15 protein-coding genes and 1 riboswitch are annotated in these 14,535 nt (G+C 66.5%); of the genes, 6 read left to right on the forward strand and 9 right to left on the reverse strand.

What is annotated here, in order from left to right; all coding sequences use genetic code 11:
* The first annotated feature begins 167 nt into the window (after positions 1–167).
* A complete protein-coding gene (gene murA / locus KAJ83_RS11375) occupies positions 168–1,445 on the forward strand; it encodes a UDP-N-acetylglucosamine 1-carboxyvinyltransferase (RefSeq protein WP_210682487.1) in 1,278 nt (425 codons plus the stop codon).
* A gap of 182 nt (positions 1,446–1,627) precedes the next feature.
* Entirely contained in the window at positions 1,628–2,083 is a 456-nt protein-coding gene (locus KAJ83_RS11380; protein WP_210682205.1) for a DUF2948 family protein, read from the forward strand.
* A gap of 35 nt (positions 2,084–2,118) precedes the next feature.
* Here KAJ83_RS11380 and KAJ83_RS19645 read toward each other — a convergent pair whose 3' ends face one another.
* Genes KAJ83_RS19645 through KAJ83_RS11395 form a run of 3 tightly spaced genes read right to left on the reverse strand, consistent with a single transcriptional unit; the run spans position 2,119 to position 3,450 of the window.
* Positions 2,119–2,682 (reverse strand): MarR family winged helix-turn-helix transcriptional regulator, encoded by a 564-nt coding sequence (locus KAJ83_RS19645; protein ID WP_210682206.1) that lies wholly within the window; start codon positions 2,680–2,682, stop codon positions 2,119–2,121.
* A 25-nt stretch (positions 2,683–2,707) separates the two neighbouring features.
* A complete protein-coding gene (locus KAJ83_RS11390; RefSeq protein ID WP_210682207.1) occupies positions 2,708–3,052 on the reverse strand; it encodes a hypothetical protein in 345 nt (114 codons plus the stop codon).
* Positions 3,053–3,108: 56 nt separating this feature from the next.
* A complete protein-coding gene (locus KAJ83_RS11395; RefSeq protein WP_210682208.1) occupies positions 3,109–3,450 on the reverse strand; it encodes a hypothetical protein in 342 nt (113 codons plus the stop codon).
* Between the two features lie 37 nt (positions 3,451–3,487).
* Positions 3,488–3,731, reverse strand: a riboswitch (cobalamin riboswitch).
* A 252-nt stretch (positions 3,732–3,983) separates the two neighbouring features.
* On the opposite strand from KAJ83_RS11395, the gene KAJ83_RS11400 reads away from it, so the two are divergent.
* Positions 3,984–4,409, forward strand: coding sequence for a tellurite resistance TerB family protein (locus KAJ83_RS11400; protein WP_210682209.1), 426 nt, complete (start codon positions 3,984–3,986; stop codon positions 4,407–4,409).
* Between the two features lie 7 nt (positions 4,410–4,416).
* On the opposite strand, the gene KAJ83_RS11405 is transcribed toward KAJ83_RS11400, so the two are convergent.
* Positions 4,417–4,896, reverse strand: a complete 480-nt coding sequence (locus KAJ83_RS11405) for an Lrp/AsnC family transcriptional regulator (protein ID WP_210682210.1) — start codon at positions 4,894–4,896, stop codon at positions 4,417–4,419.
* A 176-nt stretch (positions 4,897–5,072) separates the two neighbouring features.
* Here KAJ83_RS11405 and ald point away from each other — a divergent pair, with 176 nt between their 5' ends.
* On the forward strand, positions 5,073–6,197 hold the full coding sequence (gene ald / locus KAJ83_RS11410; RefSeq protein WP_210682488.1) for an alanine dehydrogenase: 1,125 nt from the start codon (positions 5,073–5,075) through the stop codon (positions 6,195–6,197).
* Between the two features lie 410 nt (positions 6,198–6,607).
* On the opposite strand, the gene KAJ83_RS11415 is transcribed toward ald, so the two are convergent.
* The 3 genes from KAJ83_RS11415 to KAJ83_RS11425 form a co-directional block, all read right to left on the reverse strand.
* Positions 6,608–7,918, reverse strand: coding sequence for a beta/alpha barrel domain-containing protein (locus KAJ83_RS11415; RefSeq protein ID WP_246484463.1), 1,311 nt, complete (start codon positions 7,916–7,918; stop codon positions 6,608–6,610).
* Between the two features lie 76 nt (positions 7,919–7,994).
* On the reverse strand, positions 7,995–9,377 hold the full coding sequence (locus tag KAJ83_RS11420) for a class II 3-deoxy-7-phosphoheptulonate synthase (RefSeq protein WP_210682211.1): 1,383 nt from the start codon (positions 9,375–9,377) through the stop codon (positions 7,995–7,997).
* 137 nt (positions 9,378–9,514) lie between these two features.
* Positions 9,515–10,420 carry a bifunctional helix-turn-helix transcriptional regulator/GNAT family N-acetyltransferase gene (locus tag KAJ83_RS11425; protein WP_210682212.1) on the reverse strand — a complete coding sequence of 302 codons (906 nt, stop codon included), beginning with the start codon at positions 10,418–10,420 and terminating at the stop codon, positions 9,515–9,517.
* Positions 10,421–10,714: 294 nt separating this feature from the next.
* On the opposite strand from KAJ83_RS11425, the gene KAJ83_RS11430 reads away from it, so the two are divergent.
* The gene (locus tag KAJ83_RS11430; RefSeq protein ID WP_210682213.1) at positions 10,715–11,185 is read left to right on the forward strand and encodes a 2OG-Fe(II) oxygenase; all 471 of its coding nucleotides are present in this window, start codon (positions 10,715–10,717) and stop codon (positions 11,183–11,185) included.
* 138 nt (positions 11,186–11,323) lie between these two features.
* Here KAJ83_RS11430 and KAJ83_RS11435 read toward each other — a convergent pair whose 3' ends face one another.
* Positions 11,324–12,094, reverse strand: a complete 771-nt coding sequence (locus KAJ83_RS11435; RefSeq protein ID WP_210682214.1) for a GNAT family N-acetyltransferase — start codon at positions 12,092–12,094, stop codon at positions 11,324–11,326.
* Positions 12,095–12,101: 7 nt separating this feature from the next.
* A complete protein-coding gene (locus KAJ83_RS11440) occupies positions 12,102–13,220 on the reverse strand; it encodes an ABC transporter substrate-binding protein (RefSeq protein WP_210682215.1) in 1,119 nt (372 codons plus the stop codon).
* A gap of 417 nt (positions 13,221–13,637) precedes the next feature.
* Between KAJ83_RS11440 and KAJ83_RS11445 the strand changes: the two genes are divergently transcribed.
* Entirely contained in the window at positions 13,638–14,492 is an 855-nt protein-coding gene (locus tag KAJ83_RS11445) for a DMT family transporter (RefSeq protein ID WP_210682216.1), read from the forward strand.
* Positions 14,493–14,535: the final 43 nt, after the last annotated feature.

Genomic DNA, 14,535 nt, shown 5'->3' on the forward strand with positions numbered 1-14,535 from the left:
CCCCCTCGCGGTCATGATTTCGCCCCTTTCCCTAACCACGCTCGCGCCCATGCCTTGCATCGACGCTCGGCGTGCCGCTTTTCAACTCAGCGTTTCGGAGAAGTCCCTTCATGGCCCCGCACGATCTTTCGCCCCTTATCGAGCCGGCACGAACCGGCGCCGCCGGCATGGATAGCATCCGGATAAAGGGCGGGCGTCCCCTGGTCGGCGAGATCCGGGTCGGCGGGGCCAAGAACGCGGCCCTGCCGCTGATGACCGCGGCGCTGTTGAGCGACGAGCCTCTCATCCTCGCCAATATGCCGCGCCTTGCCGATATCGAGACGATGAAGGCGTTGCTGGAACAACACGGCGTCACCATCACGCTGGAAGAGCCGGAGGACGGCGTGTCCGGCCGCAATGCCACCCTCGACGCGCGCGGCGTGAACAATACGACCGCGCCCTACGATATCGTGCGCAAGATGCGCGCCTCCGTCCTGGTGTTGGGCCCGCTGGTCGCACGGCACGGCCAAGCGCGCGTGTCCCTGCCCGGCGGCTGCGCCATCGGCACGCGGCCGGTCGACCTGCATCTCAAGGGGCTGGAACAACTCGGCGCCGAGATCGAACTCGATCAGGGCTACATCCTCGCCCACGCCCCGAACGGCTTGACCGGCGCGGATATCGTCTTCCCCTTCGTCTCGGTCGGCGCGACCGAGAATCTCCTGATGGCCGCATGTCTGGCGCAAGGAACCACCCGCCTCAAGAACGCCGCGCGCGAGCCGGAGGTTACCGACCTCGCCGAATGCCTCAACGCCATGGGCGCGCGGGTTTCCGGTATCGGTACCGACACGCTGGTGATCGAGGGCGTGGAGAGCCTGGGCACCGCCAACCACGCCGTGCCGCCGGACCGGATCGAGACCGGCAGCCTCGCCATGGCGGCGGCGGCGACCGGTGGCGACGTGACGCTGCTGGGCGCGCGGCCCGACATGCTGGAGCAGGTCTTCCGCGCGATGGGTCAGGCCGGCGCGGTGATCGACTGCGAGGCGGATCGGGTGCGCGTGCGCTGTCCCCGCGTCGTCGGGATCGATGTGATGACGGAGCCCTATCCCGGCTTTCCCACCGACCTGCAGGCCCAGATGATGGCGATGCTGGTCCGCGCGGAAGGCGCCTCGATGATCACCGAATCGATCTTCGAGAACCGCTTCATGCATGTGCCGGAACTATGCCGCATGGGGGCGAATATCAATTTGCACAGCCGCTCGGCGATGGTGCGCGGTGTCGCGCGCCTGACCGGGGCGGAGGTCATGGCGACGGACCTGCGCGCCTCCATGTCCCTGGTCATCGCCGGACTGGTCGCGGAGGGCGAGACGGTGATCAACCGCGTCTATCATCTCGACCGCGGCTATGAGCGCCTGGAGCGGAAGCTCGCCACCTGCGGCGCGGATATCGAACGCGTGGCGGGCCGGTAGCCCCTCCTCCTCCCCCTTCCCGCGCACCGTATAGCCATGAGCACATGGTCGCTTTATGGCCCTGTCGGCCGCAACGGTGGACCCGGCAAGCGTGATCGGTATAGTTCCCCGGTGGCGGCATTGGTCGTCGTGACGACGAGTCCGGAAACGTCAATGCACTTGGTTTAAGGATGCACGACCCCATGACCGAAACGATGTCCGGCCCGCTCAAGCTCGTGGCGCAGGATCTGGAGGATCTCTCCGTCCTGTCCAGCATGGTGCAGGATGCGATCGTGCCGCCGGCGGACATGGCCTATTGGCCCGAGGACAAGGCCTTCGCGATCGCGCTCAACCGCTTCAAGTGGGAGACGGCGAAGAACGGCCCCCCCTATGCCCGCACGCACGCGGCCCTGCGGGTGGAGAAGGTGAAGGCCGTACGCCGCAAGGGTATCAGTCCCGGCGGCGACAGGGAGCGGTTGCTCTCCCTTCTCGCCGTCGCCTATGCGGCGGGCGGGGACGGCGCACCCGATTCGATCCACCTGCAATTCGCCGAGGATCGCGCGATCCGTATCGAGGTCGAGGGCCTCGCCGTCAGCCTGACCGACCTGGGCGATCCCTGGCCGACGCAATGGAAGCCCGGCCATGAGATGGGGGAATAACCCCTCGCCATCGCCCAGCCGGCCGCGTCTCCATATCAATCGCCGTCGGTGTCCGACTCCCGGCGGAACTGAAACGCCCGTTCCGTCAATTTCGTAAGCGCCCGGTCGAGCACGACGCGCTCCTCCGCGTCGAGGACACTTGCCAAATCCTGCTCCCAGGCAAGTGCCAAGGGGCCGATCTCGTGATGCACCCGCTCCCCCTCCTCCGTAAGGCTGAGGATCACGAGACGATTGTCGTGCCCGTCCGGGGCGCGGGCGACCAGCCCCGCATCGACCAGGCGCGCGACCGCGCGGCTGACCTTCGCCTTATCCATCGCGCCGAGTTCGGTGATCCGGTTGGCCGCCAACGATCGGTGCCGGCCGAGATTCGCTATCACGCGCCATTCCGGAATCGTCAATCCGAACCGATCGCGATAGATCGTCGACAGCGCGCGACTGACCGTGGCCGCCAACACCGCGAATCGATAGGGCAGGAACGCCTCCAACCGGAATACACCGTCTTCGGCCGCGGCCTCGCCGGCGCTTTCCGACCCATCACGTCCCGCTATCTCCTGCCCCCGCGCATCTTCCTGCCGGTTTTCCACCGTTTCCTCGCACACTCGCCGGGTCCGCCGGTCATCCGGGTCACCCGATCTTATCGCCGCCAACGATGTCGGCGAGCCATTTCAAATGGCCACGCAATTCCCGCCGCCGGCTCAACTTGTCGCGCGCCGTGGTAGGCAGTTCACCCGGGCTCAACACACCCTTGCGAATCAGGAGATCGATCAGATCCTCCAGCACGCGCGACATCTCCAAGTCGCTCTGCGCCAGCATGTTACGCGGGTCGCGGGCGCCCGAACCTATTCCGGCCTGTTCCAGGAAGACGGCGAGGTCCGCATCGTCCGGCGACAGGAACTGCGGGCATTCCTCGCTCCGCTCCGCCTGGACCGCCAGAACCGCCCCGTCCGATCCGCGTCTGACATAGGGCATGCACATACCTCCACCGACCGCCGTGGTCCGCTACTTATTCGTTATTGGCACCGATCCTATCCCCGCGCGCGGCGGCGGGAAAGCCTGGCGGCGGGATAGCGGGCCACCTCCTTGAGCAAGCCCAGCAATCGTTCGATTTCGGGATGCATGCCGCCCTCCGGCGCTCCGGGCGCGAGATGGCCCGCGGCCTCGGCCGGGTCGATCCCCGGCGGCAAGGCGATCAACCAGGCAAGCAGTACCTCCTCGGCCCGACCGCGCGGGGGAGTCTCCTCCAACAAGGCGCGGCGCAGGCATGCGCTGGGATCGAGACGCCGCAGCGCCACTTCCGACAGGCCGAACAGAGACGGCGACAAATGATGATCGAACGAACGCGACGACGGCGCGACGGCATGCGTCATGAGCTACCTCCTCCCGGGACACCCCGCCCGGTCGAACGAATGGGCCAACGAGGCGGCAGGTCTCCTGGCTCGCGGGTCAAGGCGCATCCTGCCGGCCTTCCCGGACGCGTCCCCGGCCTGTTCGGCCCGGTCGGCGCCAGTGGCGCATCATGGCAGGAGGCTCGCCGCTTACAGTTGCGGGGGCAGCTCCGGCATGGTTCCGTTCGGTTTCCCGACCGGATCGGCACCGGATTCCCTCTTCGTCCCCTTTGCATCGGGGAACCGCCTCACGATAGAGCCTAGGATAGGCCCGCGCGCGCCCCTTGCCCAGGCGAAAGCGACACCCCTCCGCCCGCGCGCGACACCGTCTCCACCAGATCGACACCAGACATCGGTGCGTGAAGCCGTTGAGAAGCGCGACATGGCCGCGCGCGACGAAGAACCGCGCACGCGTGATTGACCGTGGCACGGCCTTTGCGCGAAACTCCCGCCTTGTTCGAGTTTCGTCTCCGCCGCGCCGTCGGCCGGGACATGCGCAGGATCGCCCGGCCCCTATGTTCGACACGCTGAAGAAATCCATCGAGGAGATGCTGGAACGTCACCGCCAGCAGCCATTCCTAGATGCCTGCATGGCCTCCTGCGCGCTCGTTGCCATGGCCGACGGAAAGGTCTCGCTGTCGGAGCAAAGCCGCATCGACGACGTATTGGAAGCAATCGACCGCCTGAGCCTGTTCGACGTGCACGAGGCGATCGACCTCTTCAACGCCTATGTCGACGGTATTCGGGAGAACCCGGTGAAGGGGCGGAAAGCCGCGCTCGATACCGTGGAACGGATGGCCGACGATGCGGAGTCCGGGGAACTTCTGGTCAGGATATGCTTGGCCGTCAGCCAGGCCGACGGCGACTACGCCCGCAGCGAGCGGGATCAGATCATCGGCGTCTGTTCCCGCCTCGGCCTCCTCCTCGAGGATTTCGAGTAGGCCCCGTTCAACGCGGCTCCCGCGCCGTCCCCGGGATCGGCACACTACGGTGGACCACCGGGCGCAGGGCCACGTTGGACTGGATCCGCTGCACATGCGGCAACCGCGAAAGATGACGCTGGTGGATGCGCTCGAAATCCCGCATGTCCCGCACGACGACGCGCATCAGATAATCCGCCTCCCCCGCCAACAGGAAGCAATCGACCACGCCCGGACAATCGGCCGCGGCCGCCTCGAAGGCGCCGAGCGCGGCTTCCGTCTGGGAATCCAGCGTGATCTTGACGAAGACACTCGACTGATAGCCGAGGCGGCTCTCATTCAGGATCGCGCTATAGCGCTCGATCACACCATCCTGCTCCAACCGCTGCAATCGGCGCTGGCAGCTTGAGGCGGAGAGGCCGACCCGTTCCGCCAACTCCGCCAGCGTCATCCGGGCGCCATCTTGAATCGCCTCGAGGATGCGGATATCAGGAGCATCGAAGTCCATAATTGCACGATATCCCCATTTTTTGTTCCTTCAACGCAAAATATCGCCAAAAAGAGAGAGTCCGTCCCACTACTACGCAAGGACATTCCCTACCCGTTCCGGCTATCCTCCCCGAATAATCAGGCGGCGGAGACCGCCTTCTCGCAACAGGCGCTTAAGAAAACGGGGTGACGGAAATGCTGGTCGGTGTTCCGAAAGAGGTAAAGAATCACGAGTATCGCGTGGGCTTGACGCCGACGAGCGTGCGCGAACTGGTGCATCACGGCCATCAGGTGATGGTGGAAACCGGCGCAGGCGGCGGCATCGGCGCCGCCGACGCGGAGTACGAAGCGGCGGGCGCGCGCATCGTGCCGGATCAGGACGCCGTCTTCGCCGACGCGGAAATGGTCGTGAAGGTCAAGGAGCCGCAGCCCTTCGAATGCGAGAAGCTGCGCAAGGGGCAATTGCTCTTCACCTACCTGCATCTCGCCCCGGACCCCGGGCAGACCGAACTCCTGGTGAAGAGCGGCGCGACCGCCATCGCCTATGAGACCGTGACCGACGAGCGCGGTGGCCTGCCGCTGCTGGCTCCGATGAGCGAGGTGGCCGGCCGCATGTCCGCCCAGGCCGGCGCCCATTGCCTGGAGAAGGCGCAAGGTGGGCGCGGCGTGCTGATGGGCGGCGTGCCGGGCGTGCCGCCGGCGAAGGTTCTGGTCATCGGCGGCGGCGTCTCCGGCATGAACGCGGCGCGCATGGCGGTCGGCATGGGGGCGGACGTCACCATCCTGGAACGCCGCACGGCGCGCCTCGCGCAACTCGACGACCTGTTCCAGGGCCGGGTGCGGACGCTCTACTCCACCGTCGACGCGATCGAGAAGGGCGTGCAGGAAGCGGATCTTACGATCGGCGCCGTTCTGGTCCCCGGCGCCGCCGCGCCGAAGCTGGTGACCCGCGACATGCTGAAGACCATGCCCGACGGGGCCGTGGTGGTCGATATCGCCATCGACCAGGGCGGATGCCTGGAGACCTCTCGTCCGACGACGCATGCCGATCCGACCTATGTCGAGGAAGGGGTCGTGCATTACTGCGTCGCGAACATGCCGGGCGCCGTCGCACGCACCTCGACCTTCGCGCTCAACAACGCGACCCTGCCCTTCACGCTCGCGCTGGCCGACAAGGGCTATCGTCAGGCGATGGCCGAGGACCGGAATCTGCGCCAGGGACTCAACGTCCATGAGGGAACGGTCACCTATAAGGCCGTCGCCGAAACGCTCGGCTACGACTTCCAGACAGCGGAAGAGGCCCTCGGCATCTCCTACTAGGCGACACGGACCTTATCGTTCCATGAAGCCCCGGCGCGCGCGTCGGGGCTTCTTCATGCGTGATCCGGGAGAAACCGATGCCGAAAAACGACGGCGGCGCGCGTGCCGGCCCTTGCGAACCGTCAGACGGGTAGGCCCCTGGGAAAAGCCGTCCCCATTTCGCGCGCCGCCGCCTTGCGGGCCGGACGGTAAACAGGAGGGAAAACCGTCCGCTGCGGATAAACCGATGATAGGGACATGATTTCGAATTGTTAAGCTTAAAGTTGAGGGCTCGGCGAAAAAAATGCGACCCTGCCGTGCGTGCGCGCTGAGAATCCGCGCACTACGGGTCTTACTCCGCCATTTCCCCGGTGCCGTTTCGCCAGTACCATTTCGCCAGTGTGGAAAAGGAGGTCCGGGCGATGGGAAGACTACCCACGCCCGCGCGCGATTGGATTCGGCGGGGCGTCGCTGCCGCTGGCCTTGCCGGAGACGGCACCAGCGGTCGGCCCGCCATAGCCGGCGCCGATCGCCGCCCGGGCCCGTCGCTCCGATGGGTCGGCGTCCTCCTCCTCGGTCGGTCGGCGCAGCAGGAACTCCCGCCCGACCTTGACGCGCGACTCACCGTCATAGGCGACGATATCCGCGGTCGCATAGGTCTCCGACCAGCGGTCCGGCAGGTAGGAACCCGACCCGATCACGTCGATCGGCGTGTCGGCGAGCGCCATCGTCTTGCATTTTTCCGGGTTGAAGCCAGAGGACGCGACGATCTTCACCTTGTCGAATCCGGCGCTGTTCAGCCGCTCCCGCATATGCCAGATCGCGGCCGCGGAGACGCCGGCGCCGATCAGGTGGCGTAGTTCGTTCTCTGTCCGGTAGCCGCGAATCGCGCGGGGCGCGTTGCGGTCGAGCACGGCATAGGAAGCCGCCGGGTCCAACCCCTCGCAGAACCGCCCGCCCGGCGTATCCAATCGCACGGAGAGCTTGCCCTCCGCCGCAAGGTCGCGGAACCGTTCGCAAACCGCCAACGCGTCCGTCACCTCCTGCCCGAAATAATCGACCAGAACGACCAGGTTGGTATCGGGATGCGCTTCATGGAACATCTCCGCCGCGCGCACGGTGGAGTTGGCATAGCCGATCAGGGCGTGCGGCATGGTACCCAGCCCCTCGTCGCGTCCGAAATAATGGGCGGTCGCATCCGTCGCGTTGCCGACGAAGCCGACGGCGCCGGATTTGCGCTTCGCCCGGTCCGAGCCGACGGAAGCGGCATAGGCCATCAGTTCCGCCATCTCCGCGCCGGCGCAATGGCGCGCATCCATCGCCAGGAAGGCGACCCGCGGCAGTTCCTGGCACATGGTGAAGGCGTTATAGGCGGCGACGGAGGCCGGGCCGATCTTCTGCAGCAGCAGCGTCTCCAGATCGACCAGATGCCGGAAGGAGCCGGTGATATAGAGGATCGGCTCGCCCGCGCCGACCCAGCGCCCCTCGGCATAGTTCAAGTCGATCCGGAAGGCGGTGCCGCGACGCTTCGCCATCGCCTCCAGCCATTCGATCGCCAGGCGCGGCGCGGAGACCACCGGCCGGCGCATGAAGACCGCGTAGGTGACCTCGCAATCGCCGAACGTCTCGATCGTGGTTTTCGTCCGGTTGAAATAGGCATCGGTCCAACGCCGCACCTCCGCGTCGTCGCGGCCGGTGAGCGCCCCGCCGACGCCCGTGCTGTCCCGCCGATCGCTGCTCATCGCCTCATCCCCACAAGACGCCGTGGCCCGCCGGCCATCGGTCATACCCTTTTTCCAGGAACCGAACGAACGACCGTCAGGACGCCGCCGCGAGGCTCTGGGCCAGCGCGGCCCGCTCGGTCTTGAGTTGCTCGGCGATCAGAAAAGCGAGTTCCAACGCCTGCGGCCCGTTGAGACGCGGATCGCAATGGGTGTGATACCGCGCGGAGAGCCCGTCGTCCGTGATCGCCTGCGCGCCACCCAGACATTCGGTGACATCGCGGCCGGTCATCTCGAAATGAACGCCGCCGGCATAGGTGCCCTCGGCCGCGTGCACATCGAAGAAGGACCGGACCTCCGCCAGGATGCGGTCGAAGGGACGGGTCTTGTAGCCGCTCTCCGCCTTGATCGTGTTGCCATGCATCGGGTCGGAGGACCAGACGACCTTCCGGCCCTCGCGCTCCACGGCGCGGATCAGGGCCGGCAGATGCTTCTCCACCTTGTCGTGGCCCATGCGGGTGATCAACGTCAGGCGCCCCGGCTCGTTCCTGGGATTGAGGATATCGATCATGCGCAGCAGATCGTCGGGATCGAGCGAGGGGCCGCACTTCATCCCGACCGGATTCTCGACGCCCCGCAGGAACTCCACATGCGCGCTGTCCGGCTCGCGCGTGCGATCGCCGATCCAGAGCATATGGGCCGAGCAATCGTACCATTTGTTCGTGATGCTGTCCTGCCGGGTCAGCGCCTGCTCGTACCACAGCAGCAGCGCCTCATGGCTGGTGTAGAAGTCCGTCTCCTGGATCTGCGGCACCCGGTCGGCCGTGAGGCCACAGGCCGACATGAAGCTCAGACATTCGGTCAGGCGATCGGCCAGTTCCCGGTACCGCTCGCCCGCCGGGCTGTTGGAAACGAAATCCTGCGTCCATTGATGCACCTGATGCAGGTCGGCGAAACCGCCCTGGGCGAAGGCGCGCAGCAGGTTCAGCGTCGAGGACGCCTGATTATAGGCACGCACCATGCGCTCCGGATCGGGGCGGCGGGCGCCTTCCTCGAAATCGATGCCATTGACGATGTCGCCGCGGTAGCTCGGCAGTTCGACGCCGTCCTGCGTCTCCGTCGGCGCGGAGCGGGGCTTGGCGAACTGCCCCGCCAGACGGCCTACCTTCACCACCGGACAGGCCGCGCCGAAAGTCAGCACGACCGCCATCTGCAGCATCACCTTGAAGGTATCGCGGATGTTGTTGGCGCTGAACTCGGCGAAGCTTTCCGCGCAATCGCCCCCTTGCAGCAGAAAAGCGCGGCCCTCCGCGACCTCGCCCAGGGACTTCTTCAGCTTGCGCGCCTCGCCCGCGAAGACCAGCGGCGGATAGGCGGCGAGCTGCTGCTCGACCGCTTCCAACTGCGCCTGATCCGCATAGTCCGGGACCTGCTTGATCGGCTTTTCGCGCCAGCTTCGCGGAGTCCAATTGCCCGCCATAACGTCCGTTCCTTCAAAAACCCGCGTCATCGCTTGTTGGTTTGCGCCGCGCCTTCATGAATCACGGCGAAGGCGCACATATAAGCGCCTCCCCGTCACTTTTCCACAGCGGACCCGGGATTGAAAGACCGGCGGCGTCACGCCCGCGCGGACAGATCCTTCTCGAACCAGTGGTGGGCATAGGGTTCGTCGCTGAAAGCCGGGACCTCTCGATATCCGCTGGCGCGATAAAGCGCCTGAGCTTCGCGCAACGCGCCGTTGGTTTCGAGCCGGAGCGTGTCGAGCCCAAACTCATCCACCGCCGCCTCCTCGATCGCCGCCAACAGGCGCCGGGCGACGCCCAGGCCGCGCACGTCCGGCGCGACCCACATGCGCTTCACCTCGCCCCCCCCTTCGCGGCCCGCCTTCAACCCGCCGCAACCGACCGCCCGGCCATCCAGCCGGGCCAGGAGGAAAAGGCCACGCGGCGGGCGCATCTCCGCCGCCGCGGCGGAAATGCTGCGCGCCGGATCGAATCCGGCCTCGAATCGCGTCGACAGCTCCTCCACATAGCGGGCGAGGCATGCGCGCGCCTCCTCCGCCTCGGGATCGACCGGCGCGACCGCCACCGACGCGGCGGTCAACAGCCGCTCGACCTCCGCCATGGCGCGGACCAACCGCTCCCGGCGGCGCGGATCGACCGCCATCAGCAGGTCGCGCGCGAAACCGTCCGACAATTCGTCGAGCGTGCGCCACTCGCGCGCGCCCGCCTCCGTCAGCGTCGCGCGCCGGACCCGGCGGTCCGCCGGATCGGGGGCAAGCACGATCAGCCCCTCCCGTCCCAGCGATCGAAGCAGCCGGCTCATATAGCCGGAATCGAGACCGAGCCGCGCGCGCAGTTCCGCGACGCGCACGCCCTCCCCCGGCCCGATTTCGAACAGCACCCGGCATTCCGCCAACGGGCGCCCCCGCCCAAGGAAGGAGCTTTCCAACGCCCCCACCCGCCGCGTGACGACCCGATTGAAAGCCCGAACGCTTTCGATATCCGTTTCGGCGACATTCATTATCTGACTTTAGTCAGATAATTGTCCGGAAGGCAATATCCTAAAAACCCGATCCGACCGGGGTCCAAGCAACCAAGGCCCGCACTTTCCAGCTACTCACCGTGCAAAAATGAGCCTATAGAACGAACCGAAGAACGTTGCGGGCAAATGCGGGCGCATCGAATGTCTCCCATAAAATCGGACTCTCAGTTTCCCCCCGGTCCGGGCAGAGGGAAACCTCCACGCCATTGGGTCGTCATCAAGGACGCCTTCTCCCAAGGTGAATGCGAACGACTCGGCACGGCATTCTCGGCCATGAACGCTCGAAAGGGTGGCTTGGTCGCCGGAAGGTTCGATACGGAGGTACGCCAGTCGTCCCTCGTGTGGCTTCCGGACGGGGAAGAGTTCGAGTGGGTCGCGCAACGCATGGCGCGCTTGGTGGGCGACGCGAACCGGGACCGCTTCCGTTTCGTGCTCGACGGGTTCGAGGAGCGCACGCAACTCGCATCCTACGGCCCCGGTCACTACTACAATTGGCATATCGATCGTGGCCGCGGCGCCGTCGCGGGCCGCCGGAAGCTAACCCTATCCGTGCAACTGACCGATCCGGCCGGTTATCTGGGTGGGGAGCTTGAACTGAACGCCGACGGCCATCCCTTTCAGGCACCAAGGGATCAAGGGACGATGGTGGTATTCGCGGCCCATACGATCCACCGCGTGGCCCCGGTGATATCCGGCAACCGACTTTCCCTGGTGGCCTGGGTACACGGCCCGGACTTCGTGTGACCCGGTTCTTCCTGGTCGCCCGATGCACGCATGACGGATATGACGGTTCACGCCGTATAGCTTGGGGTCAAAAGCGCACACGACCTCCGTTCGGACTTTACGCCCCCCCCCCGATCAAGGCGCGCCCCGGCCCTCCGCCTACGGCGCGAGGGGGCGGGCGTAGAGGATCATCGGAGCTCCGTCGCGGCGGTGGAAATCAACGCCCAGATACCCCTTGGCGATCAGCGCCTGTTGCGCGGCCTTGTCCATCGCCGGCACGGCGACGGGGGCGATATTGGGGTCGAAATGGACCGGGCGGCTGACATCCTTGTGGAACAGGCAGCGCAGCTTCCGCCCGCGCGGGGTCGGGTGCATCTCCGCCACCGCGCGAACCAACATGCCGCTGCGCGCCATGTTATGGCCGGAGACGGTATTGCGCGGGCTGGCGTTCGCCAGGAAATGCCGGCAGCCGCGCGCCAGCGCGTGATCCATCCGAACTCGGATCAACAGCCGTTGCAGCGCGTGCCCGCGCAGATCGGGCGGCACATAGACACCGTCGATATGGGCGACCAGCCGGCGTTCCTCCGCCGGCACGGCCGAACTGCCCGGCGGCAGGAAGTCGGCGAAATTGCCGAGCCGCGCACGCGGCAGGCCCAGCATGCAATAGCCGGCAAGCGCGCCGTCGATGAAGAGACCGAAGATCGCCCCCTCGCCGTCGAGGAAAAGCTCGATCTCCTCGCGCGGATGGGGATGGAACAGGTCCCAATCCTCTTCCGCGATGCCGGCGGCGGCGGCCTGCTGGGCGGTGGCGAGCGCATCCAGATCCTCCGCCCCGATGACGCGCACGACGAAATCGGTCTCCCGTCCGCCGATATCGACCCGCCCGCTGGCATGCAGCGGCGGCTCCTCTTTACGTACCGCTAGGTTCATCTTCCCCTCACCATGCCGCATCCGGCTCGACGATTTCGGCGAACCGCAGCAACTCCAAAGGCGGATAGGCCCCGACGGCCCGCGCGGTCCTCATATTGACGACATAGGAGAAACGCGACAGCGTCTCGATCGGAATGTCGCGTGGGGCCTTGCCCTCGACCAAGATTTGCCGGGCCTTGTAGCCGGTGAACCGGCCAAGCGCCATGAACGAACTGACCAGCCCCGCCATGATGCCGTTCTCGCGGATGACGCGCTCGGTCGCGGCGAAGGTCGGCAGCTTCAGGCGCCGCGCCTCCTCGGCATATTCCGCGCCCCAGGAGCCGATATAGCTGTCGGGCCCGATATAGAGCGCATCCGGCTTCTCCGCCGCGACCTCCCGGATCAGTCGGATCAGCGTATCGCCGCCGATCGCCTTGCCCGTCGCCGGGTCGAGGGGGGCCGCGCGCTCGATCAGATCGATACCAAGCGCCGGCGCCGCCTCGCGCAACCGCTCGACCGTCCAGACCATGTTGCTTTCGCCCGGATTGTAGATCACGCCCAAGCGCTTGACCGGCAGATAGGCCTGGATCGCGCGAAGCTGGGTTTCCACGCCCGGCACGTGGCTGGTGCCGGTCACATGCCGCCCGCTGCTTTCCTCCGAGGGCACGAGGCCCGCGCCGGTCGCGGTCGTCACCATGGTGAACACATGCGGGATATCGGTGATGTAGCGCTCCGGGTCCGTTTCGTCGTAGCGGCCGGAGAGCGCCAGCGCGGGCCCCGTGCCCCAGCTATAGACGAGGTCCGGACGCTCGCGCTTGATCTCCTCGATGATGGCGGGGAATTTCGCGCGCTCGCGATCGACGTCGCGATGGCGGAAATCGACCGACAGACCGGCCTCCGCGAAGGACGCCTTGAAGCCCTCCTCCACCTCCGTCAAACCGCGCCAAGTGACGATATAGATGACGAAGGGGTCCTCGGCCGTGCCGCTGCCCGCCCTGGCCGGGTGAGCCGAGGCCATCGCGACGAGAACCAACGCGCCCAGGGTCACGCGCCAAGTCACCCCGAACAGGGCGGAACAACGATCACGCCGCCGCGCCGCGCCATGCCATCGCGACCACAGGACCGAAAGACGCCCCTTGCCTGCCACGTCCGTGCTCCCTCTCACCGACGACCCTCCCGAGGTCGAATAGCTACCACAAGGTGGCACCGGGCGCACGCGTCAGCTATGCCCGTCGCCTTACGGACTTGTCCGGCCCGAAATCGAAACCATGAGCCGCGCCATGGCCGGCCTTGCCGGGTGCTTGCCGTGCGTTCGGGCCCCGTCTAGAATACCATCCATGATGCCGAACACGCCCCTTTATCGCCACACGCCTTTGCTGGGCCGTTCCGCATCCGGCATTTCGCCTCCAATCGCACCACCTGAACTGGTCGCGCGGGTTAGCGCCGTGAATGCGGCGTCGCCTCCGCCACCGGTCGTCGCGGCCGGCTAAGCCAGCCAGTCGATCCGCTCGCGCGGCCGTCCGGCCACGCGCATGCAACGACCCCATATTCAGGTGTTTCAACCATGTTCACTCGACATGCGTCGGCGTTCGCGCCGACCGCCGCCTTCGTGCTGCTGTGGAGCAGCGGCGCGATCGTCTCCGAAATCGGCCTTCGTCACGGCTCGCCCTTCGCCCTGCTGATCCTGCGCTACGCCATCGCCCTGGGCGTGCTCGCGACCTTCGCGATCGCCAACCGAAGGCTGCTTCCCGAACGGGGAAGCAGGGCACGCGTCGCGTTCGTCGGCTTCGCCATCGCGGGGCTTTATTCGATCTGCTATCTCCTGGCGCTGGACCACGGGGTCACGCCGGGGGCGCTGGCGACCATGCTGGGCGTGCAACCGATCCTGACCGTCTTCCTGACGGAACGGCGGGTCACCACGCGGCGGCTGGGCGGTCTTCTCTGCGCCCTGGGTGGGCTGGCGCTCGTCGTCTGGGACGGTCTGGCGGCGGCACGCTTCACCATCCCCGGCATTGGGTTTACCTGCCTGTCTCTCCTGGGGATCACGCTCGGCGCGATCGCCCAGAAACGCGAAACGCAGGCACCCTGGGCCGTCCTTCCCATGCAATATGCCGTCGGGCTGGTCCTGATCTGCGCCGTCGCGCCGGTGGCGCCGTTCAAGGCCACATGGGACCCGGCGTTTCTGTTCGCCGTCCTCTGGCTTGGGCTGGTCATCTCCGTCGGCACGACATTCCTGCTTTACCGGCTGATATCGCGCGGCAATCTCGTGAACGTCACCAGCCTGCTCTATCTCGTGCCGGGCGTCACCGCGGCGATGGATTGGGCATTGCTCGGCAATCCGATGCCGGGCGCGGCATTGCTCGGGCTGGGCGCGATCATCGCCGGGTTGGTGCTGGTCTTCCGGGAACGGGCGGCTTGACCCGGGACGCGGCCCGCTTCCGTCGCACCGGAGGCGGGCCGCG

The sequence above is a fragment of the Marivibrio halodurans genome, assembly GCF_017963645.1.
GTDB classification, from domain to species: domain Bacteria; phylum Pseudomonadota; class Alphaproteobacteria; order UBA8366; family Aestuariispiraceae; genus Marivibrio; species Marivibrio halodurans.